The sequence below is a fragment of the Alteromonas sp. M12 genome, assembly GCF_037478005.1.
Classification (GTDB): Bacteria; Pseudomonadota; Gammaproteobacteria; order Enterobacterales; family Alteromonadaceae; genus Aliiglaciecola; species Aliiglaciecola lipolytica_A.
The window spans coordinates 873759-896955 of the sequence record NZ_CP144164.1 but is presented as its reverse complement, the minus strand read 5'-3'; the positions used below and the strand labels follow the sequence as shown (position 1 = coordinate 896955).

The 23197-nt window shown below is 41.6% G+C and carries 17 protein-coding genes; 7 read left to right on the top strand and 10 right to left on the bottom strand.

What is annotated here, in order from left to right; all coding sequences use genetic code 11:
* Positions 1-558: 558 nt before the first annotated feature.
* The 4 genes from VUI23_RS03760 to VUI23_RS03745 all read right to left on the bottom strand — a co-directional run bounded on the left by VUI23_RS03760 (position 559) and on the right by VUI23_RS03745 (position 6580).
* Entirely contained in the window at positions 559-1197 is a 639-nt protein-coding gene (locus VUI23_RS03760) for an alpha/beta hydrolase (RefSeq protein ID WP_342806892.1), read from the bottom strand.
* Between the two features lie 2 nt (positions 1198-1199).
* Entirely contained in the window at positions 1200-2321 is a 1122-nt protein-coding gene (locus tag VUI23_RS03755; protein WP_342806890.1) for a hypothetical protein, read from the bottom strand.
* A 70-nt stretch (positions 2322-2391) separates the two neighbouring features.
* Positions 2392-5502 (bottom strand): efflux RND transporter permease subunit, encoded by a 3111-nt coding sequence (locus VUI23_RS03750; protein WP_216047568.1) that lies wholly within the window; start codon positions 5500-5502, stop codon positions 2392-2394.
* 10 nt (positions 5503-5512) lie between these two features.
* Entirely contained in the window at positions 5513-6580 is a 1068-nt protein-coding gene (locus VUI23_RS03745) for an efflux RND transporter periplasmic adaptor subunit (protein WP_216047569.1), read from the bottom strand.
* A 194-nt stretch (positions 6581-6774) separates the two neighbouring features.
* Here VUI23_RS03745 and VUI23_RS03740 point away from each other — a divergent pair, with 194 nt between their 5' ends.
* Together VUI23_RS03740 and VUI23_RS03735 are read left to right on the top strand one after the other, a co-directional pair.
* On the top strand, positions 6775-7461 hold the full coding sequence (locus VUI23_RS03740) for an NUDIX hydrolase (RefSeq protein ID WP_216047570.1): 687 nt from the start codon (positions 6775-6777) through the stop codon (positions 7459-7461).
* A 101-nt stretch (positions 7462-7562) separates the two neighbouring features.
* Positions 7563-9326: an acyl-CoA dehydrogenase family protein gene (locus VUI23_RS03735; RefSeq protein ID WP_342806888.1), complete on the top strand. Its 1764-nt coding sequence runs from the start codon at positions 7563-7565 to the stop codon at positions 9324-9326.
* Positions 9327-9419: 93 nt separating this feature from the next.
* Here VUI23_RS03735 and VUI23_RS03730 read toward each other — a convergent pair whose 3' ends face one another.
* From VUI23_RS03730 to VUI23_RS03720, 3 genes are all read right to left on the bottom strand, one after another.
* Complete coding sequence (locus tag VUI23_RS03730) at positions 9420-13766, bottom strand: ExeM/NucH family extracellular endonuclease (RefSeq protein WP_342806886.1); 4347 nt, start codon at positions 13764-13766, stop codon at positions 9420-9422.
* Between the two features lie 325 nt (positions 13767-14091).
* Positions 14092-14619 (bottom strand): DUF3016 domain-containing protein, encoded by a 528-nt coding sequence (locus VUI23_RS03725; RefSeq protein ID WP_216047573.1) that lies wholly within the window; start codon positions 14617-14619, stop codon positions 14092-14094.
* Between the two features lie 229 nt (positions 14620-14848).
* Entirely contained in the window at positions 14849-16846 is a 1998-nt protein-coding gene (locus VUI23_RS03720) for a beta-propeller domain-containing protein (RefSeq protein ID WP_342806884.1), read from the bottom strand.
* A 207-nt stretch (positions 16847-17053) separates the two neighbouring features.
* Between VUI23_RS03720 and VUI23_RS03715 the strand changes: the two genes are divergently transcribed.
* The 4 genes from VUI23_RS03715 to VUI23_RS03700 are packed head-to-tail and all read left to right on the top strand — an operon-like array spanning position 17054 to position 20306.
* Positions 17054-17932: a MipA/OmpV family protein gene (locus VUI23_RS03715; protein WP_342806882.1), complete on the top strand. Its 879-nt coding sequence runs from the start codon at positions 17054-17056 to the stop codon at positions 17930-17932.
* 50 nt (positions 17933-17982) lie between these two features.
* On the top strand, positions 17983-18333 hold the full coding sequence (locus VUI23_RS03710) for a DUF3019 domain-containing protein (RefSeq protein WP_342806880.1): 351 nt from the start codon (positions 17983-17985) through the stop codon (positions 18331-18333).
* Positions 18330-19034 (top strand): response regulator, encoded by a 705-nt coding sequence (locus VUI23_RS03705; protein WP_342806878.1) that lies wholly within the window; start codon positions 18330-18332, stop codon positions 19032-19034. Before VUI23_RS03710 ends, VUI23_RS03705 begins: the two co-directional genes overlap by 4 nt.
* 30 nt (positions 19035-19064) lie before the next feature.
* Complete coding sequence (locus VUI23_RS03700) at positions 19065-20306, top strand: ATP-binding protein (RefSeq protein ID WP_342806876.1); 1242 nt, start codon at positions 19065-19067, stop codon at positions 20304-20306.
* Positions 20307-20340: 34 nt separating this feature from the next.
* Here VUI23_RS03700 and VUI23_RS03695 read toward each other — a convergent pair whose 3' ends face one another.
* The 3 genes from VUI23_RS03695 to VUI23_RS03685 all read right to left on the bottom strand — a co-directional run bounded on the left by VUI23_RS03695 (position 20341) and on the right by VUI23_RS03685 (position 22079).
* On the bottom strand, positions 20341-20712 hold the full coding sequence (locus tag VUI23_RS03695) for a hypothetical protein (RefSeq protein WP_216047578.1): 372 nt from the start codon (positions 20710-20712) through the stop codon (positions 20341-20343).
* Positions 20713-20909: 197 nt separating this feature from the next.
* The gene (locus VUI23_RS03690) at positions 20910-21437 is read right to left on the bottom strand and encodes a flavin reductase (RefSeq protein WP_342806874.1); all 528 of its coding nucleotides are present in this window, start codon (positions 21435-21437) and stop codon (positions 20910-20912) included.
* Positions 21438-21488: 51 nt separating this feature from the next.
* On the bottom strand, positions 21489-22079 hold the full coding sequence (locus VUI23_RS03685; RefSeq protein WP_342806872.1) for a malonic semialdehyde reductase: 591 nt from the start codon (positions 22077-22079) through the stop codon (positions 21489-21491).
* A 335-nt stretch (positions 22080-22414) separates the two neighbouring features.
* Between VUI23_RS03685 and rutR the strand changes: the two genes are divergently transcribed.
* Positions 22415-23092: an HTH-type transcriptional regulator RutR gene (gene rutR / locus VUI23_RS03680; RefSeq protein ID WP_216047580.1), complete on the top strand. Its 678-nt coding sequence runs from the start codon at positions 22415-22417 to the stop codon at positions 23090-23092.
* The last annotated feature ends 105 nt before the right edge of the window (positions 23093-23197 follow it).

Here is a 23197-nt window from a genome sequence, read left to right as displayed (position 1 = left end):
ATGCCAACGCCTGTAGGCGGGTGCTTTAGCGCCGCGAAAAGCCAACAAATGCCATGGCCTAAAGACCATGCTACTTTGGATTCAGGATGCCATTACCTGTAGGCGGGTGCTTTAGCCCCGCGAAAAGCTCAACCAATGCCATGGCCTGAAGACCATGCTACTTTGGATTCAGGATACCCAGACCTGTAGGCGGGTGCTTTAGCCCCGCGAAAAGCCAACCAATGCCATGGCCTAAAGACCATGCTACTTTGGATTCAGGATACCATGGCCTGTAGGTGGATGCTTTAGCCCCGCGAAAAGCTCAACCAATGCCATGGCCTGAAGACCATGCTACTTTGGATTCAGGATACCCAGACCTGTAGGCGGGTGCTTTAGCCCCGCGAAAAGCTCAACCAATGCCATGGCCTGTAGGCGGGTGCTTTAGCCCCGCGAAAAGCCAACAAATGCCATGGCCTGAAGACCATGCTACATCTCCTTCTGGATTCGGGGTTCCATGACCTGTAGGTGGGTGCTTTAGCCCCGCGAAAAGCCAACCAATGCCATGGCCTAAAGACCATGCTACAAGGCTAATAAACTGGATTGAATCGAATTTATTTTATCCAAAATAATCCTGCTGACTTTTCGACTGCTGGGCAAAAAGGTATGCACTACAGCAACTTTAATGACTTCATGAATATCTTGGTGGGCACATTCACTTACCGATACTACGCCGTCATTTTCTTCGTCAAGAAAATACTTTTTGGTCAGTGGAAAACTGCGGGTACCAACAATGGCCGTTGTAGGCACATCAGGCATATTAATTTTTGACAACCTCGTTGGGCTAGCCAATAGTTGGCCACAATCCCCAGAGACTAATTGAAATCCCAGTTCATGCTGACTCTTTTGAGCTAATCGTGCTGGCGTCACCGGCGAGCCTAACAGAAATAAATGTTTAGGCAATTTGACGGTTAGCGGCATGTTTTGTAACGCTGCTCTTAGCATTAAACCACCCAGAGAATGCCCAATTAAGATATATTCTCCTTTCTCCGCCACTTCTTGAATTTTTAAACTGACCCTATTTACAATCTCAGTGAAAGTTTCAGTGCCAGTAAAATAGCCCACCACATCAACCGAGTGACCATGTCTACGCAATCGCCATAACATAGGAGTTGCCGATATTGGCGTGCGCCCCATGCCGTGAACAAACAAAACCACCATCTTTACCAAGTACCTTTAGTTCGCATTAATTCAATGCTAGTAATATTTTGCTTGCAAATTTCCGAATCCAGTGCAGACATTATGGAAAAAACAGCGTCAGAATGTTGTGTTGCTTTTAGTGCTTGTGAATACAGAGTATGGTTAAAAGCAATATTGCATTTAGCGAAAGGATCTTCAATTTTTTGAAGCAAATTTAGAGATTTATCAAAAAAATCTGCCCGTCCAATGATTTCAAATGATTCAATCAGTTCACCTTCATTTTCACTTGTTTGAGCTGATTTAATTATGTTTTTCGCGTGCTCTAGCAATGCAACATTGGGTTTATTATTATCCGTTAACTCATATAGATACTGTTTTAAAAGACTCTGACCTTTGCCACACATATTTGCAATATTAGCTTCGTCATTCTCTTCTAACTGTCGAATCAACTCGTCAATTTCAGGACTCCAATCCTGCCACTTTTTGTCGTCACTTACTTCTGGAAATAAAAATAATATCTCTCTGGCTATCCTTGCAGAATAAACACCTGCACAATGAAAGCGAGTCCCAGTTAGATAGGTTTGATTATGCCAATAGTATGACTTTTCTATGTCCTGCCGAATTCCGTAACCGCCGGAAAAGTAGTTAAAAGCAAGAATATTCATGCAGCCAGCATGGGCGTGTTTAGCACACAAATGCCAATACTGATAACCTAAACGGGGAGCTTCTAATAGAAATCGTGCAATGTGACCAGACTCAAACAGCAAATCTCCAAAATCCGAGATATTAGGATTGTGTTCAAGCAGTTCGTCCACTTTTTTCAGACCACGTTCTAACTGTTCAATATGAACATTTTGGTCCAATTCCATTCTTGCAAAGTTTAATATTGTGAGAGCTTTAATGAAAACCTGATGAACAAAAAGGTTTCGTTCCAGTGGCAAATCATAATACTCAATTGTTCTGCTGAGTATGTCGGCAGCGTCTTCTAATGCCTGTAAATCGAGCTCCTCATACGGTTGCTTCTGAACATCATCACCAACAACATAAAGAATTGCTTGTTCAGCACTATCTAACAGGTTTTGTTCGGCGGCCAAAACCGCAGAACAAAACCCGTAAAGCGTTAATAAACATATCCGTATAATCATTTGAGCTCTTAAACACTATCATCAATGTTTTACAGTCTAACCTCAAATGAATTAGTAGACTAATTTCAAACTAAATTGCGTCACCTTTTGTATAAGGTATTTTTTCATCTAGTTCTTCAAGTTCGTGAGCAATTTGCTCTGGAGAGCCTGTGTGTCTAGCTAACCAATAATAAGCAATTGGTACAACGTAAAGCGTCATCAAAGCTGATAACAAAACACCGTAAAAGATGACGATACCAATCACTGCCCTACTCTCAGAACCTGGGCCTGTCGCAACCACTAAAGGAAGTGAGCTGAAAACAGTGGTAAAACCGGTCATCACTATCGGTCGTAGCCGTTGAGTTGCGGCTCGTTTTAAGGCCGCTTCAAACTCGATTCCAGCATCACGTAATTGATTGGCAAATTCCACTATCAAAATACCATTTTTAGCCGCCAGCCCAATCAACATCACGAGCCCTATTTGGCTGTAGATATTTAAACTGGCACCTGAAACATAGAGCCCAATGAACGCACCCAACAAGGCCAATGGAACAGTTAACATAATAACCAACGGATGGATCCAACTTTCAAATTGAGCTGCCAATACTAAATAAGTAATTGCCAGTGCCAAAAGAAACACAAAAATAATCGAACTACCCGTTTCTTTATAAAGTTGAGACTCACCTTTATAGTCTATTGAAACTCCTGTGGGTAACTCAGTTTCAACAATGTTTTCCAAGTAGGCTAACGCTTCTCCTACAGTGTAATCACTGGCTAAATTTGCACTTATGGTCACACTGCGCATACGATTGTAGCGATTTAGTCGAGCCGAAGTGGCTCGTTCTTCGAAAGTCAGTAAGTTATCCATTGGAATAAGTTGATTGGTAGTAGCCGACCTTACGTACAAGTTTTCTATGCTCTGTGGACTCCGGTAATCTTCCTCTTGTCCTTCTAGGATCACGTCGTACTCCTGACCTCGATCCAAATAGGTGGACACACGTCTCTGTCCAAGCATGGTCTCTAAAGTACTACCGATATCTGATATTGAAACGCCAAGATCCGCGGCTCGTTGCCTATCAATGTTAATCAATATTTGCGGCAGAGTTTCTTTGTAATCAGAATCTAAGCGTAGCAATTTTGGATTCTCAGACGCTTTTTCTAATAGTGTATTTCGCCACTTAACTAAATCTTCATATGTATCGCCCTGCAATACAAACTGTACGGGACGACCTAAGCCTCGCCCACCAATACCTGGACGCATTATTGCGAAAGCACGAACATCGGGAATTTGCGATAATTTAACACTCAATTCATCCATTAACTCAAAAGTAGAACGCTCTCTTTCATCGAACGGAACCATACCTATTACAGCACGGCCTGCAGAGCCACCACCACCTGGTGTGCGGACAATAATTCGTTCTATTTCACCTTCACCAAGATATGGCAACAGTAAATCTTCAACCTTCTTTAAGTTGACTGAATTGCTTTCAAAGCTAGCACCTTCGGCACCTTGAAGTGAAAGGAAGAAGTTTCCTCGGTCTTCTTTAGGTACAAATTCGCTAGGGATTTTTTGGCTCATTTGCACTAAAGCGACTACGCTAGCGAGCAACATTATTACAATCAAAATTGGCTGATGTAGGGTTCGGTTTAAACTATTATAGTAAGCCCCTTCTACTTTCTTAAAAGAATCGTCCATCCATTTCCCGAAACCTGAATTGCGAGACCTTTGTTTCAACAATTTAGAAGATAACATGGGAGATAGCGTTAAGGCTGTAAAGCTAGAAAAAGCCACAGCAGCAGCGATTGCTAAAGCAAACTCGGTAAATAAACGACCTATATTTCCTTCTAAGAAAACAAGTGGTACAAAAACAGAAATCAAAACCAATGTGGTTGCTATGACCGCAAATCCAACCTCTTTTGCTCCTCGAAAAGCAGCAAGCAAAGGCGGTTCACCCATTTCTAAGCGACGATAAATATTTTCAATCACCACGATGGCGTCATCTACCACCAACCCGATGGCTAAGACCATAGCCAAAAGCGTCAGTAAGTTAATCGAAAAGCCCAACGCATACATCACGATAAATGCAGCGACTAGGGAAACAGGTACTGTGACCGCTGGAATTAAAGTCGCTCGAATACTGCCTAAAAAGATATAAATAACAAAGACCACTAAGGCCATTGCTACCCCTAAGGTATTGTAAACCTCGTTAATTGACTCATCGATAAATACTGAAGAATCATAGCTTGGAACAATAAAAATATTGTCAGGTAGGCTTTCCGAAATCTCATCAATTGCTTTTCGCGCTTCACGGGCAACTTCCAATGTATTGGCTTTGGATTGTTTGATAATCCCCATACCTATCATGTTGACGCCATCACCACGAAACTCGGATTCATCATCTTCAGCGGCTAGTTCAACAATCGCTATCTCTTTTAATTTGACTAAATAGCCACCAGCACCCACTTTTATGGTTAAATCAGCAAAGTCATCTGGGGTTAGGAAGCTTCTGGCAACACGAACTTCAAAGTCTCGATCATTTGACTCTATTTCACCAGCAGGCAACTCGACATTTTCAGAGCGAATCACTCTTTCTACGTCGGCAACTGTAATCTCTCGAGCAGCCATAGCGTTTCGATCTAACCAAACTTTCATCGCATAGGTGCGACCACCACCTAATTGAACCCGAGCAATCCCGTTGACCACCGACAAACGATCCACTAAGAATCGATCGGCGTAATCAGTTAACTCCATTACTGACATGTTATCGCTGCGTAAGTTATACCAAACCACAACATCTTCATCAGAATCTGATTTTGACACTTCCGGCGGATCAGCTTGATCAGGTAGATTATTTAGCGCCCGGCTAACTCGCTCACGCACATCATTGGAAGCGGCATCAATATCTCTAGAAAGATCAAACTCAATACTAATGTCTGAACGACCATTACGACTGGTTGAAGTAATATTTTTGATACCTTCAATTCCGGAAATACGGTCTTCCAGCAACTGCGTAATTCGAGTTTCGACAATGGATGCAGATGCGCCAGGATAATTTGTATTTATCGAAACTATGGGTGGATCAATATCCGGAAACTCGCGCAACGATAATAGGCTAATTGCAACTACGCCAAAAATAATTAATAGCAAATTAACAACTGACGCAAAGACCGGACGTTTAACAGAAATATCAGATAAAAGCATGGTAATTCCCCTACAAAGTCGCTTGTTCTAAAAGCGAAACAGAGGAGCCATTAACCAATCGTAATGCACCTTCAGTGACAACTTTCTGACCTTCCTCTAGACCTGATAGAATCTGCACAAGACCAGGACGTCTCATGCCTACTTTTACTTCTTTTAATATGGCTTTATCGCCTTCGATGACAAACACAAACTGTTTATCTTCGTTGGGAATAATCGCTTTTTCAGGCACCACGATAGATTTTAAAACTTGTTTTTGTAAATTTATTTGTAACAACATTCCAGGACGTAACTTTAAGTCTGGATTGTCAATTAGTGCTCTAACTTGAATTGAGCGCGTATTAGCATCAACTCGTGAATTCACACTCCTAATTTCACCAATAAAGACTTCATTTGGGTAAGCAACGGAAAGTGCCTTTACCTGTTGTCCTTCAGACAATGACGGTAAATGGCTTTCAGAGATATTAAAGTCTACTTTCACTTTACGTAGATCATCCAAGGTTGTAATAACATCACTGGGTGTAACGTAGGCACCGACACTCACCATACGAATACCTAACTTACCAGCAAAGGGTGCTTTTAAGGTCAATTCAGATAGCTGTGCATTGGCCACTTCAATTTGCGCAATTAGGGTGTTTACTTTGGCCTGCTGTTCATCTAATAATTGTTGCGAAGCCACACTACTTTTGGCCAGGTTCACTATTCGTTTCAACTGTCTTTGAGCTTCTTGTAAATTAATATTTAGCTCATTCAATCTAGCCTGCTCTTCTCTATCATTCATGCGCATTAACAACTGACCTTTTTTAACAACATCGCCATCATCAAAGTACAGTTCTTGGATAACATCTGACTCCAGCGGAGTAAGCGAAACCGCTTCATTTGCTCTGGCCGTACCCAATGCTTCAACGATGACAGGAAAATCTGTTCTTAAAACTTCAAAATAGGCCACGGGTGTTGCCGTTCTTCCTTTACTAGCAGTCTTTTCTTGCTCACTAAAACCTGGGTAGTTTAAGAAAACAAGCAGGCCAATAAGGGCAAGCGTGGCTATCAATACTGGTGATAGCATTGTTTTTATTGTCATGAATAGTTCCTGAATAATATAGTGTGTTTAATCTAAGCAGTTATTATTTGGCGTAATAAAGTAGTAAACTGCTGGTAGAGAAATTATTCAACTTAAACTCGGGATAAAAAGTGTTTATGCAAAATAAATTAAATAAACAATTCAATCCGTTATCCACAGTCGCTCGACTTCAAATGAGTGAATAACGATCGATTATGAAATTTTTGCGGATAGCACGGCGTTTTTTTGAAAGTAATAACTGGCTATTACTAAAAAACACAACGACGCTAGGCTCAAAAACAGCGTTATCAAAAAACGCTCCTTATCCTGAGTTCAGGTTAGCCAATATTGTACCCTCTATTGTGAAAAATAAATTAGTCATCTACCTAGCAATATCGTCATTCTGTCTTACATCTTGCAGCGAAACGCCCCCAAGCGATCCAGTTTGTCGAGTAGATGAATCCGAATACCCACAACAAACCGCAAACGCAGCCTGTCTGATAAGGTTAGGTGACAAGTTAGTAACCGTAACTCATCGGCTTAGTGGCAAACTAGATTTACCTGGTGGAACATCTGATAACCTTGAGTCAGCCAAATGCACTGCACATCGAGAAACATGGGAGGAAACCGGCTTTAATGTTGAGGTTCGCCAGTGGCTAGGTACAAGTGCCAATGGAATGCGTTTTTACGAATGTAATTTGGATGCAAATTTTGATGATAGTTTTGTCGAATTTCCAGTACCAGAATGGGCCAGTTTAGAGGTGGTTTCTATCCAATTAGTGGATCCCTATGCAACCGAGTTCAATCAATGGCGTTTCCCAGAGCAGTTGACTGCGGTCCGCGATATGTTTAATAAAGTAGAAGATTCTGCGGTACCACCCCAACCTGCGCACATTAAATAATAATCTATTACTATCTGTAATTTAAATTTTGGCCGCTGAACCTGTATACTTCACCCAACAACTGGTCTGAACAGTTAAATTAACCAAAAGGGTGAAAATATATGCCGCAATACACAGCTCCCATAACAGACATGCAATTTCTTTTGCACGACTGGTTGAAATTAGAAGATCATTATTCGTCTTTAGGTCTTCAAGACTTCGACAAGGACTTAGTAAATGAAATACTTAGCCAAGGCGCTAAATTTGCTGAGCAGGCTATCGCCCCTCTTAACCGTGAAGGTGATGAACAAAGCTGTAAGCTGGAAGACGGCAAAGTAACCACACCTGATGGTTTTGCGGCTGCATATCATGAATATATTGCTAATGGCTGGAATGCCATGCTCGGGAACCCTGAGTACGATGGTCAAGATCTTCCCCATACCATGGCAGTGCCAGTTCAGGAAATGCTTTGCTCAGCGAATATAAGCTGGCGTTTAATCAGCATGTTAACCGAAAGTGCCGTTTTAGCGATTAACAAACACGGTGATCAAGCATTAAAAGATACTTATCTTAGAAAACTTATTTCTGGCGAGTGGACGGGCACTATGTGTTTAACTGAACCACAAGCCGGTACCGATTTAAGTTTATTATCGACTAAAGCCGAACCTCAAGAAGACGGTAGTTATAAAATTACCGGTAATAAAATCTTTATCTCCGGTGGAGATCAAGAGTGGACCGACAATATTATTCACCTTGTATTGGCCAGATTGCCTGATGCTCCTGCGGGTGTAAAAGGTATCAGTTTATTTGCAGTTCCTAAAATCATGGTCTCTAATAACGGCGAACTGGGCGAAGAAAACTCACTTTCTGTGGGTAGTTTAGAAAAGAAAATGGGGATAAAAGGCTGCCCAACCTGTGTAATGAATTTTGACCAAGCAACAGGCTTTATTGTAGGTGCGCCTCATAAAGGGCTAGCATGCATGTTTACCATGATGAATGACGCTCGTTTTCAGGTTGGATTACAAGGTTTAGGTATTGCCGAAGGCTCTTATCAAGGTGCCCTCGCCTACGCCCGTGACCGTTTACAATCAAGAGCCCCTCAAGGAGTGCAGAATCCAGAAGGCAAAGCCGATCCAATCATGGCTCACCCTGATGTACGCAAAATGCTGCTAACCCAAAAATCGCTTACCGAAGGTTGTCGCGCTTTATCCTTCTTGTACGCCAGTCAAATGGATATCGAGAAAAATGCAAGGGATGAACAAAGTAAACGGGACGCCGACAATGTAGTGGCTTTTTTAACCCCAATAGCAAAAGGTTTTATGACTGATGTGGGCCAAGAAGTCAGTAACTTAGGGGTTCAAGTATACGGCGGTCACGGCTTTATCCGCGAATGGGGGATGGAACAATACGTACGAGATAGTCGTATTACCCAGCTATATGAAGGAACTAACGGTATTCAAGCTGCCGATTTAGTCGGTCGAAAATTGTCGCGGGATAACGGCGACATGTTAGCTGCCACTTATAGCGTTTTTGAAAAAATGGTGGGTGACATTGCCGATCCTAGTGATCAAGCAAAAGCAAAATCTATTTTGCAAGAATGGCATCAACTGTCATTGCAGGTTAAACAGCAATCGGCTGTAGATTTGGCTGGTGCAGCTTACGACTATATGAACTACAGTGCATATTGTTTGTTAGGCGTTCTTTGGTTAAGTATGGCCGACAGTGCTTCACACAGTCAAAACCAGTCTATTCAACAAGGGAAAAAAGCGACCTGTGATTTTTACTTGAAACGTATTTTACCCCGTAAAGAAGTGTTTAAAGTGAATTTACTTGAAGATGCGAAAGACTTAATCGACGTTGCAGATAATTTATTTGATTATCAATAAACGAGATAACTGTATTTATCTGCTGATTTAAGCAGCCCATAAAAAAACCGGTAAAACTGACGTTTTACCGGTTTTTATTTATGTAGGTTTTAATTAACGAGTTGAACAAGCTCTACGTGTACATAAGCTGCGAATGGCAGATACATCACGACTGTCAAGCAAACCGTCATTATTATAATCATGCTCAGCTAATGTAGCTTCGCCGCGTTGAATTAATATCATTAGCGCACGCATGTCATAATAGTCTACGTCCATGTCACCATCCAAGTCACCTTGTACCGCTGGAGACTCAAGCTCAAAGCTGATCATCACTGGATCGTGATCTGATACTCTAAATGCATCATCCGAGTAGAAATCGTTGATTTGAGCATCTGATTTGTATTCAACATTATAATCAAGAGCAAAAGGTTCATCAGCGTTGATATGCCATTCAATGGTATCGACTGCTTGGGCTAACAAACTTTCACTTGCTAAAGCGTGATCTAAATAACCAAATTCACCACTGAAAGTATATGAATAAGCTTCAGCACCTTGGAATGTTTCAACCAAGTTTACAAAACCTTGGCTTTCAAGAGCTGCAATAGGATCTTCTTTTGCGTAAGCATTCAAGTCGCCAATGATTAACACGTTTTCTTTGCTAGACAACGACTCTTCAGTGGCTAACCAGCTGGTTAAGGCTAAAGATTGTTGTGTACGTTTAGCATTGTAACAACCTTGGCCGTCACCTTGGTCTGTATCATCACCAGTTGCGCTGCCACATCCTTTAGACTTAAAGTGATTTACCACAACAGTGATATCCGCACCGTTTGCTGCAGTGAATGATTGCGCAACAGGAGGACGATTGAAAATACTATCGAAGTTGATTTTCACGTCACCATCTAAACTAAGGTTGGCAGGTTTGTACAACAATGCAACAGCAATAGCATCGGTACCAATTGGGCCAGAGTAGCTTACAAAGTCATAAGTCCCTTCACCCATTTCAGCATTCAAACGGTTGGTTAATTCAGCAATCATACTAAACTCGTCAAAGCCGTCATTTTCGATTTCCATTAAACCGACAATATCCGCATCCATAGTAGATATGGCTGCAACTGTTTTGGCAATTTGACGCTCATATTCGAACAACGAATCAGCACCGCGCTCCGTAGGGAAGCCGCCGCCTTGACCGTCACCATTAAACAAGTTCAATACGTTTAAGCTAGCCACAGTCACGTTTCCGCGAGTAATAGTGGGCTCAGATTCACGCTCATTTGAATTTACAATTGTAGGTGTTTCAACCGGATGAATTCGGAAGTTACTGAAACTGTAATCCAAAGCCCCCTTAATATTGACTACCGTATCACCAGTACGCAATGTATTTAGCGCCGAAAGGTTACCCTCAGGGTAAATAACAGTTTCTGGATTTTGTACATCCAAACCATCATCCATAACAATGTAGTTAAGTGCATTTTCTGCAGCTAACGCAATAGCTTCTGGTGAAAGTGGTGTATGAACATTAGTTGGGTTATATAGTCTGCCAAAGGACAAACCAACTTCGCCGAAACGGGCCAATGTGTAGGTATCTGTTACCGTCAGCGGAGATTCGTTAACCACCAACATATTTTCTAATGATTCAGCATCAAGAGAACTACTAAACGGCATAGTAAAGGCAGTTGGCGTTACACTACCTGTGCCACATGCCAAATAAGCAGAAGATACATTTAGTTGTGTACGACCAAAGTTTTCAGCTACGGTGCCGATTAGACGAACCACATTTCCCATCTCAGGTAATGCATCAGTATCGTAGTAACTAACGTAAATACCTTCAGATGTAGCTGAGTCAGCGTCTGCGTCAAAATCTTCCTCTTGTACGTAGAAACCACCAAAGTCAGCCGTTACCGAAGTGACTACAGCTTCAACTATATGCTCTTGTCCTTCTAGAGGCGATGCAAAATCATTACCTTGAATTTCGCTAATCAGAGTCGCTGGATCAGTACAAACACCAATTTCAGGTATTTCGTCAACAGGGTCATCTCCGCCACCGCCATAGGTTTTACCATCAGGACCAGAACCTGGTGTTCCATAGTCACCACTACCAAACGTCTCTGTTGATTCTGCAACCCAGTTTGCACCAACGTTATTATCTAGACTCGCTGAAATTAGCGTCATTGAAGCCCCATTTGGATCTGGGAATGCTGGTCCGCCATCGTATTCAACGATATCTTCGATATCACCATTAGGGCGCACTAATACGACTTCATCACCACCATTTGCTGCGGTAAAGCCACTATATTGATACAGAACATCCATGCCACCATTGGTCTCAGAATCACTATTGATAGCTAAAACCGCATAAGTACCAGCTGGCACATATACGTCGCCAACGATAGTGTGTGAATCAAAGTCATTATCACGTAACACCCAACCATTTAAGTTAGCTGCAATAACGCCAGTATTGAGTATTTCAACATATTCGCCATTTGCATCACTTACCGCACTTGGGTTTTGCATGATTTCAGTGATAACCAAACTAAAGCTCGCGTCACCGCTACCCGGTGTACCAGAGTTGTTGGTATCGTAGAAGTTAGTAGTATCTTCAGCCCATTTCGCACCAATATTGTTGTCCCCATAAAGGTCAACTAGATACATTGACGCGCCGTTTGGATCAGGGAATGTATCACCATTATCATAAGTGATTTCGTCGATGATATTGCCTTCAGGATCAACCAGAACTATCTCGTCATCACTGTTTGACAAAAACATAGAACTACCATAGGCATAAGCCAAAGTAATTCCGCCATTTACTGATGTGTCTGCATTATTACCTAGTACGGCATATTCGCCCACACCGATAAACACATCTTGGTCTACAACGAATGAATCTGAACCATCGTCACGAATTGTCCAACCATTCAAGTTAACCACTTGGGTACTGGTATTGAGTACTTCAAACCATTCACCGTCACTGTCACTTATTGTGTTAGGGTTTTGCATGATTTCGGTAATAACTAAGGCGTTAGCTTCTACTGTACCTGTATCAACAGGCTCTTCACCGTCACCACCATCATCGTCACCACAAACTTCTGCAACGTATAATGTTGCTACCCATTCAGGATGATCAATAAACGGATTACGGTTACCTTGGTATTCATAAATCGTTTCGTTACGTTGTTGTTCAACAGAATCAACTGGATCAGCATTATGCCATTCAATTAAACGACAAAGTCTGCCAAGCTGCGCTTCACCAGCGCTAGTCAAACCGTTACTTAACGCTAAATCAGGTGTTATGTCACTTAAGCCTTCGTAGCGAGTGTCCATGTAAAACATCATACGAGCAACATCACCTTTGACTGCATCGCGAGGTTCAAAAGAATCGCTATCAATCGAATTACTTGGTGCTTCAGCTAATGGGGAATCGCTGTTGTCGAAGTCGAGATTACCGCGAGAGCTGTTAACTGAAATATCTGAAGGACGTAAATGATGGATATCTGTGTAAGCTTCAAAATCACGATCAGGGAAACCATGGCTGTTGGGCCATACATGTTCACGATTCCAATTGTCTGGATCAGAACTTTGCTCAGCGCTACCGTTAGATAACTTAGGCAGTGAAATGCCTTTATAAATTAATAGCACATTATCAGCATTTTCTGGATCTTCATCTGACTCCGTTAAAGCGGTCCAGACTTGATCATAAGTAAGCACACGATGATCAGTTGAGATAACATCAGTCAATGCCGATTTAATCATTGTAGAAGTAGAACCATTCTCCACTTCAGTAATAACAGTTGCATAATAACTGGCGTCATTAAACTCTGCGGCATCGGCAACTTTATCTAAATCTGGGCAGTTAAAACAAACGCCCTCTAGGCTACCTGTATCATCACCGCCACCGTCATCGCCGCCGCCATCATCGCCACTGCCAAACGTTTGCCCAGTGTTAACTGCACCAAAGGTATTTGCCGCTGCACTTTGCCACGCAAAGTCACCGTAAACGGTGCCTGAACCAGACAACTGTAACGAATCACCAACAGCCGTACTGCCGCTTTCGGAAACGCCAATATCGGTAGGGGTCATTCCATCCGCTGCACCACCTACGGCATCAAATGTGCCTTCGTAGCTAATAAATTGAACAACAGTATTACTACTATCTACTAATGCAATTGCGTCAGGGCCGTTTTGAATACCGTTTGAAGGATAAGAAACAGCTACTGTACCAAAACCGTCTTGCTGATTGGGTATGCTGCCATTTAGAGAAGTGGTTTGGTAAACTGAACCATTACTTCCGTTATAAAATACTAAACTCCATCCGCTTAGGTCAGTGTCTGCCGGACCTGCAATTTCTATTGCTTCGCCGGAATCAGTACTGACATTATCGTAATGAAGTTCGTTGATGAATACGCTTTCTGCATGCGCGAAGGATGCACACACAAGCGCCAGCAACGCTGGATACTTAATTTTCATAGCCTCTCCTAACCTGAGTACTTCAAATGCCATTTAATGGCTTATAATTAGTTATTTTTTGGGGCGTAGCCCTTTTTATTAGTGGTCGGATGGTATTGCCATTGTGTGACATTCAAATGACAAACTGTACCTTTTTCCGGCATCGATATTGTCAGAAACAGGTTAGTAATTCAACGAATTAAAAAGGCATGGAGACGCTTGAAGGGTAAATATATTTCACCGCAAAAATAATGAAATCATTGTTTCATATTGATTTTAAAGGGTTATTCAAATAATAAACCTGAACAAATGGTCAGAAAAAAACCGCCAATTGGCGGTCTTTTTTTCATTTTTTGGCGATTAAATCCGGAAATTCATCGTTAAACCAATCTTCAATCATTTTTTTCTCATACTTTAAAGAATCGTTTTTAAAGCGAATCGTCGAGTGATCCATAAAACTCATATCTTTAAGGTTAACCTCATCAGCAGAATGCAGAACTTTACCCTTAGTATCTATTAATGAGTACGAAAACGTCATCCGCGGAATGTCGATTTGTTTTACGACTCTAACTTCGCCTCCGGCATTGCCCATTCCTACGAAAGATGAAGGCCATACTTCTCCCGCCAAATCCAAATTAGTAACAGTCATGGTTAATTTTTGGCCGTCCGGCAGATCTTCGGCTAATTCAGTAATAAATTCCTCAAGTTTGCTAAAAGTCTGCTCTCTGAATTTAGTGCGCGATTGCAGAGTGGGTTTAACATCGCGGAACTCTTTCGGGTTTTCCCATGTAATTTCCACATCGGCTTTTGCATAACTGAAACACGAGACCGTTGTTGCGACAGTCGCAATCAATGCTAATGACAGGTTTTTCATTGTTAATCCCCTTTGTTTAAATTAAAAGCCAGCTTAATTACAGTTTAGGCTGACTATTATGAACAGCCACTGAATAGCACTATTGTAACTAAGAAGCCCAGCATAATTCATCGTGTATATTGTAGACAGGTAAACTATCTAAAATGTTCCCGAATAAAAAAGAGCCGTCACAATAGAGACGGCCCCAAAGGCCTAGTGCCCTAATTCTTAGAGCTTTAAATGGACGGCCTTAAAAAGGTCCTGAAACTGCACTTGGATTTGCCCACAGTGCTTGCCAAACTTGATTTCCTCGGAAGTAATATACATATTCCCCTTGAATAACGCTGCGATCTTCACCTGAAAAGATATATTCCGCACTGTCATTATCAGCTTTGACATTCCCCAGCCATTCTAATTCTGGTGATACATCCTTCGTTTCAACCGCAAACAACATCAAACTATTCTGTGGCACATCAACCACATTGTCATTGCTGCTTACATCAGTTGAAGATTTAAGTTTTTCCACTGGGAAAGCGAACCGATAGAAACCATCCGCTTCCAATACGCTCAGCGCTTTGTAATTGAATTCCACAGGCGTAAATGCATCCGCAGCAATAATGGATGTCAGCTCAATTGGGTTAGCCGCATCACGAATATCAAATAAGCTCACTTTCATTCCATTTGGCTCCACAGGTGGTGGAGAAAGCATCACCTGCGCACTGTTTTCAACTAGCGTTGCATCACCGTTACTGGGCAAGTCATCAAGCTGGACTTGTTGGCCAACTCCCAGTAATAAACCATTTTTGAGGGGATGCAAATAACTTGAAAAACCAGGAATTTCTAGGCTACCAGCGATGAAAGGTGCGCTATTATCACTTAAATCAATAATATAAAGCGGATCGATTCGTTCAAAGGTAACTATATATGCTTGCTCATCGATAAATCTCACCGCGTATATATCTTCTCCGGGTTTGCCAATCGCTTGCGGTTGATTTTCATTAGGTAAACTTGCAATAGTCGTCAACTCATTGCCACTTTGAGCTAAGACCGTCAGTTGATGAACTGCAGGAGAAACCGAATTATCAGTGGTTACTACTCGTAAGTAGCCATCACTTTCATCAACCTTAAATAAGGGATCACTTCGCCAGCTCAACACACCATCAACAGCGCCCGATGCCTGATAGCTCATATTCTCTAAACTAATTTTATGAAACGCTGTTTGTTGCCCTTCAATACTGCTTGCTAAGTACATAGATTGCTCTGACATATAGAGCATATAAGCTTGTACGCTCATGCAGATAGATTGTTGATCAGTTGGGTCATCTATATTGATTCTAGTCACCGTTAATATCTGAGCAAAACCATCATCCTCTGTAGCGGCTTCAGGAACATAACACTCAGCCATAAGGTTCATTGCCATTGATTGACCATTGATATCAACACGGGGCATTACATCGTCACTGGAAACACCAATAACGTTCTGATAATTCGCTAGTTTCTCCTCATCTGTAGCTGCATACGGTTGAAGGCCGTCAATATACGGGACATAACTACTGGCCACATATAATTGGTTATCAATTCGACGGGTTGATAGTAACGAGCCATCAAATGTCAGGAGGTTTTCAGCCAGAGCGTTGTGCGGATCACTAACATTAAAAAATTGCACGCTGAATTTCTGTTCAACGGGCTCCCAAGGAGCAATGCTGATGAAATCGATGGGATAAACCGGCATAGTAGAACTTATCGCGACTAAACGTTTTTGATGTAGATATATGCCAATAATGTCGTCACTCTCTTGTGCTAACGGAATGTTTGGGAGACTCGTTAGCGTGTCGTCCTGATTTCGTTGGATAACTCGAATATCGGCTGGACTTTGATTTGCAGATGACCAAATAGGATAGTTTGCCAAATAGAAAGTTTCACCATCGTATTTAATTCTATCGGCCTCATCGACACCACTTTCTACGGTATTAGTTGTGGAATAAGGGCTACTGCCGATACTCGGGCTCGCCACATCCCCCCCAGCGGTGTAATCAGACTCACTTAATGATGCGGCATAAATGCCATTTTTTATATAGCGCTCGGTTTTCCCCGAGTCTTGAACTAAGGCACCGACAAAACCACTGGGTTGATTGACTTCAGGCGGTTTGTTTTCAGTCACTTTTGTGTCTGTCCCACTCCCTCCACCGCATGCCCCTAATAGTAAGGCGGCAAACAAAGAAGACATTGCAGCTTTATTTCCATACATAGCACACACCTTTCTTTCAAACTTTTAATATCTATACCATTACTGATTTAATCCTAGTAACTGGAGTTGTTATTTTCTATTAAGAATTGACAATAATTGTGAATATTTGTAACCCGACGATGTAGGTTTGCAAAAGGTCTGTTAACCTTTCAGTATTGAGCAAATATTTGCTCAACAATATTGTGCTAGCTGAAGGTCGAGAATGAGGTGTTAAAACACTATCTAATATGCGTTATCTTTTTCATTGCAACTGGCTATGCGAGCCCGTTATTAGGCTGTGAAACATCCAAAAATTGCATACAAGAAGAAGAATGGGATATAGGTGTCGCCTTTGGTATAGGCGTTCGTTCTAATCCATTAGTTGATGGCGATAACTTCCCTAACGTTATATTGTTCGATGTGGCTTGGTATGGCGAACAGTTTTACTTTGATAACGGAGAAATCGGTTATCAGTGGCAACAAACCGAAAAGACCGGCATTGAAACCTATCTAACCCTTGATCGAGAAAAAACTTTTTTCGAACTCTGGCATCCTGGCAATGTAACTGTGCCCGCCGCATTTCCTTCCTCGCCCTCCATTGAGCCTCCAAACAAAGACACAGATGGTGACCTAACCTCCGAGGACGCTAGACTCTCAGTTGACGAAATCAGCGGTCGAAGTTGGGCAATTAATTTCGGTACTCGATTCCATTTTTATAACGGTAATCACGAAATCAGTTTTTCTATCGAAACCGATGCGAGCAACGTGCATCAAGGTCAAAAGGCCAATCTTTCTTATCAATATTACTGGATTGGCGATAACTGGCAGTTTATGGTGCGCCCTAGCATAGTTTGGAAAAGTGCTAACTTAGCAAACTATTATTATGGAATTGATAAAAAAGACACTGCGAATCCGAACTATCACTATCAAGTATCTTCTGGGCTGCAACCCGGTATATCACTTTTGTATACTAAAAAACTCGATGAAAATTGGCACTGGATAGCCAATGCTGCCTATCGCAAACTACATACTTCAATGATTAATAGCCCTATTGTAGAAGAAAACAATGTGACCAATTTGTTTGTTGGTTTGGGGCGGCGTTTTTGATGAATCAGTGCTGCTGCAAATTCAAAATTGGCTATTTACTGGTGATGGTGTTGACAATAATTGTCGGCATACCAAAAGTATGGGGGGCGGCACCCAGTTGGAGTGTTCAGCCTAAAGTATGCATTGTGGAAAACTTAGGTGACACCTGCGAAATGGCATTAACACTTAATTTTCAGAATTTACAACCAGGAACCTACTGCTATTATCAAGATCAAACGAGGTTAAGTTGCTGGTCAGGAACGGCGCAACAAAACACCCTTGTAATTCGTTTCAACGAAGATACTGTATTATATCTCAAGTCTGAAAATGGTACTGTCATTCTGTCCCATGAAATGGATATTAAAGCCAGAGCTAGCAAAAAGCAGGTTAGACGGGTTAGGCAACCTTGGAGTCTATTTTGAACAAACGCATTTTATTGATTGAGGATGACAAACGCTTAAGCCAATTAATGGCTAATTTTCTGAACCAGCAGGATTTTGAAGTCCATTGTTTATACGACTCCTTAAAGTTGACTCAAAGCATGGCAACATTCGAACCTGACATTATTATTCTCGACATCATGTTGCCTGGCGAAGATGGTTTCGAGTTGTGCAAAAAATTACGCAAAACCTTTAGCGGACCTCTGTTGTTTGTGACCGCGAAGAGCTCCGACTTCGACCAAGTGTTGGGATTAGAACTCGGTGCAGACGATTACGTTATTAAACCAGTAGAACCCCGCGTGCTGTTAGCGCGCATAAATGCATTATTAAGGCGCAGTGACACACACAACAATGAAGCGATGCAACAAACTGACGAATTGCATTTTGGGCAGTTGAGAATCAACCGCAATTCTCGACAAGTATTTTTGTCAGACGAATCGATTCAACTGACCAGTCACGAATTCGATATGCTGTGGAAATTAGCTACCAACCCATCCAAACTCGTGGAACGAGAAACCTTATACAGCGAGTTAATTGGCAGAGAGTATGATGGTTTAGACAGATCCGCTGATGTGCGCATTTCCCGATTACGTAAAAAACTTCGGGATAACCCACAAAACCCCTACAAGATAAAAACAATTTGGGGGAAGGGATTTTTCTTTGTGCCTGATGCTTGGGAATAGTGCAATTTTGGAAAATCATCCAGCCATAATATGACCCGTTTATTTTTAAGTTTATATCTATTTATTGCGCTATCCCTTGTAGCACTGAGTGCTTTGCTCAATCATGTATTTTTTAATGACGACGCCTTTAATCAAGGAGACGCAGCCATTGTAGATGCATTGACGGCTTTGCATCAACGTGGTGGCATCTCCGCCAATGATTTAGACAAACAAATATTCTCAGTATCAACCTTGAACACCGCTGATATGGCTTGGAATTCTGAAGAACTTGCTAAATTGCAACAGAAATTACCCGTGGTCTTATTCGACCGCCAAAATGGCACTCAAATTTACTTCCTAACACCACCATCTAAACTGATCGAAATTAGCTTGCTACACAATCAAACAAGCACCAGTAAATACGTCTTATACAGCGGTTTATTTTTCTTTTTACTGGCAGGGTTAATTGCACTGTGGTTATGGCCATTATGGAAAGACCTGCTTCAATTGAAACAAACGGCGACTCGGATTGGACCCAGCGGTGAATTTCCACCGATAGATGTTGAACGAACCTCGGTTGTTTACCCAATCGCCATTGCATTAAACGATTTAGGCAATCGAGTGCGCGAACTGTTAAACACACAAAGAGAGTTAACAGGTGCAGTTGCTCACGAATTCAGAACACCATTGTCTCGCCTAAAATTTGCAATCGCGGCCCACGATTATGATCAATCTGGCCCTTGGAGCGAAATGAATAAAGATATTGATGAATTGGAAAAATTAGTGCAAGAAATGTTGAGTTACACCAGCATGGAAGTGCAAGAGCCAGAGTTGAATATATCCGAGATCCCACTTTTAACATTGTGCAAACAACGCATCGAATATTTACAAAAAAGTAGCCAGCCGCAAGTCAGTATTCAATTTATTGGCTCAGATCTTACCATTTTGGGAGACGAACACTTTATTGAACGAGTAATAGACAACCTATTTAATAATGCCAACAGATACGCTAACTCAATCATAAGAATAGTGGTTTGCAAACACCCACGGGGCGTATTGTTGCGCATGGAAGATGACGGATTAGGCGTACCTGAAATCTATCAAAAGCGTATCTTTGAGCCCTTTTTCCGTCCTGATAATAGCCGTGATAGGAAACGTGGAGGAGCCGGTTTAGGCTTAGCAATTATTAAACGGATAATGCATTGGCATGATGGTGAATGCTGGGTTGAAAATGCAGATTTAGGCGGTGCTGGTTTCTGTCTTCTATTTAAATCCGCACCGCAGATCAAATAGTTGAGCGATTAAATATCAAGTGTCGCTTAAAACACTAAGATGATTCGCTCACATCTAATAAAGTTGAATTACTAATGGTGTGACAAACCAGCTCTAAATTCGAACCATTAACGTAGGGATTTATTTCCCGTTGTAGACAATATTTAGCGTGGAAATTAACGAGGTTTTCAGAACTATCGGTAATTTGAAGTATGTAATCACGTTGAAAATCGCGCATCTGTTCCGTATAGGGCGCTAGCGCATAACGCACATCATTTAGTTGCGTTTTTTCCATTTTCATCGATATTTCAGTCATTAATTGGGATAAATCATTTTGGATATCAGCCAGCAAATACTGCGCGAACGACGAACGTAGCGTCATCACTAAAATCACAACTTCTGCTAAAACAATTAAATACCTAAACATACTTTCACATCTAAATAAGACAAAATTAAGCCTTAAGTCAAAACCAAGGGCTAACTTAGACTAATAGGTCTATTTAATGAAGCGCTGAGTATTATCTAAGTCTATACAAAAGTCTTGCAACTAATACCAATGCAAACAGTCAATTAGCAATCAGCGCTGACAACCCTGATAGAAAAAAGGAAAACTGACAGTTGCTATTAATCTTGTAAATGATGATACCCGCGTTGGTAATACACCAGCGCCCCAGCCGTTTCATCCCGTTTAACGGCTACCACTTCACAGAAGAAGACATCGTGTGTGGCAACACTTTGAATATGAGTCACTTTACAGTCAAAGCTCACTGCCGCATCAGCGAGCACAGGTGAGCCCGTTTTCAGTGTCTCCCATTTCCCGACTGCAAAACGGTCTGGCATTGTTGCCTTACCACCGAATATATTAGACAGTTGTTCATGGCCTTCGGAGAGTGTATTTATTGCTAAGTAAGGACTATCAACAAATGCACTATGTACTGATGTACTGCGATTTAAACATACTAATAATGTCGCCGGGCTATCACTTACACTGCATACAGCAGTTGCGGTAAACCCCACATCTCCACTGACAGTAGATGTCGTTACTACGTTCACAGCACCGGCTAAACTTGCCATACTATCTCTAAAACACTCGGGGCTAATGCAAGATATCCCTTCAGATTGTGAAGATAACTGATGTGTATCTGGTTCCACTGGACCACTCCTAAGTACATTTGCCTTTAGCTGGAGAGTAAAGCCAAAGGACTATAAAATTTTACAAGCTTCTTCAAACCCCAAACGCGGAAGTCGCTTATGCACTTTTGTGCCATCGCCGTATCCTAAGTTAATCAAGAAATTGACTTTCCACGTACTGTTTTCGAAGAAAATTTGATTCAGTAGTTCAGGATTAAACCCTGACATTGCCCCTGTGTCTAGCCCTAGCGCTCTGGCAGCACTAATTAAATAAGCGCCTTGTAGCGAACTATTGCGCATAGCGGTTTCATAGGCCGCATCAGGGCTGGATGTAAACCAACTGCGAGCATCAGCATAAGGAAACAACATAGGTAACTGTTCGTAAAACTCACTATCGTAAGCAACAATTACGGTACACGGAGCGCTCATGGTTTGTTCCACATTGCCCTTAGATAAAGCAGGTTTTAGTTTTTCTCTTGCCTCATCAGAGCGAATAAATACAAAACGAGCAGGACTACAATTTGCCGAGGTTGGGCCCAACTTAACTAGGTCATATAACTGCAACAATAATTCTTCAGGTATGTTTTGGTCTTGCCAAGCAGTGTGAGTATGGGCATGAGTAAATAATTGCGCTAACGCGGTGTCATCTAATTGGGTTGTCATGTTTTTAAATTCCAAAAATGGGTTGGGTTAAAGGCACTTCACATTAAGCTTCTATTTAACATCCATTCAAATGGTGATTGAGGGGTTAAAATAAACGCTGACTAAACTCGTCAGTTTTATACTCTACACCTATGTTAGCCATAAACAAAAAAACTGTCATTTGGCATCTATCATTCCACCAGCTTGCAGTTTAGAAGCTGCACAAAGAGCTAAACATAAGAACTCCAATTAGGCTAATTATTAAAAATTACAAACTCTTGGGATTGCTTAATTTCTCAATCTTGGTTAAAACATAAAGGACAGGGAATAAACTAAAATGGGATATAAGTAGACATATGAGTTCAACATTAGTGAAAAAAACACAAAAAAAGTCGAAACGTGTCTCAAGCCCCAAAACGCAAAGTAAGCGTACTGAAGCAAAACGCAATAAACGAAAAGTGATAATGCAAGCGGCCCTCGACTTGTTTTCGAGTAATGGTGTGCACGGCACAAGTGTTGAACAGATCGCAGACTTAGCCAAAGTATCGAAAACAAACTTACTCTACTATTTTGCTAGTAAAGAACAGCTTTATGTAGAGGTAATTCAGCAATTATTAGACGTTTGGTTAATGCCACTACAGGGGTTTAATTCAGAGCAAGATCCCATCGAAGCCATTTCGAATTATATCGAAGTAAAATTAGCTTTATCTCGCGACAACCCCAAGGAATCTCGTTTATTTTGTATGGAAGTAGTGCAAGGTGCTCCGCTTTTGTTCAATCAACTCGAATCACCACTGAGGGCAATTGTTGAAGCCAAAGTTCAAGTTATTTCAGGTTGGATTGAAGCCGGTAAACTGGCGCCAATCGATCCCTATCATTTAATTTTCAGTATTTGGGCAACAACCCAACACTATGCTGATTTCCGTGTGCAAGTGGAGGCTGTAACCGGTCAAAATTTAGATGACCCGGAATTTTTTGCGTCGACCTTAAATAACATTCAGTCTATTGTTCTTAACGGGGTGCGACCTAAATAGGGTTGAATCGATAAAAAAACCAGTTAATTCATTGATCCAGATTAACAACTAGCGAGCAGTCTGTGCGATAATAGGGGGATTAATTACTAACCTATAGAAATTTCG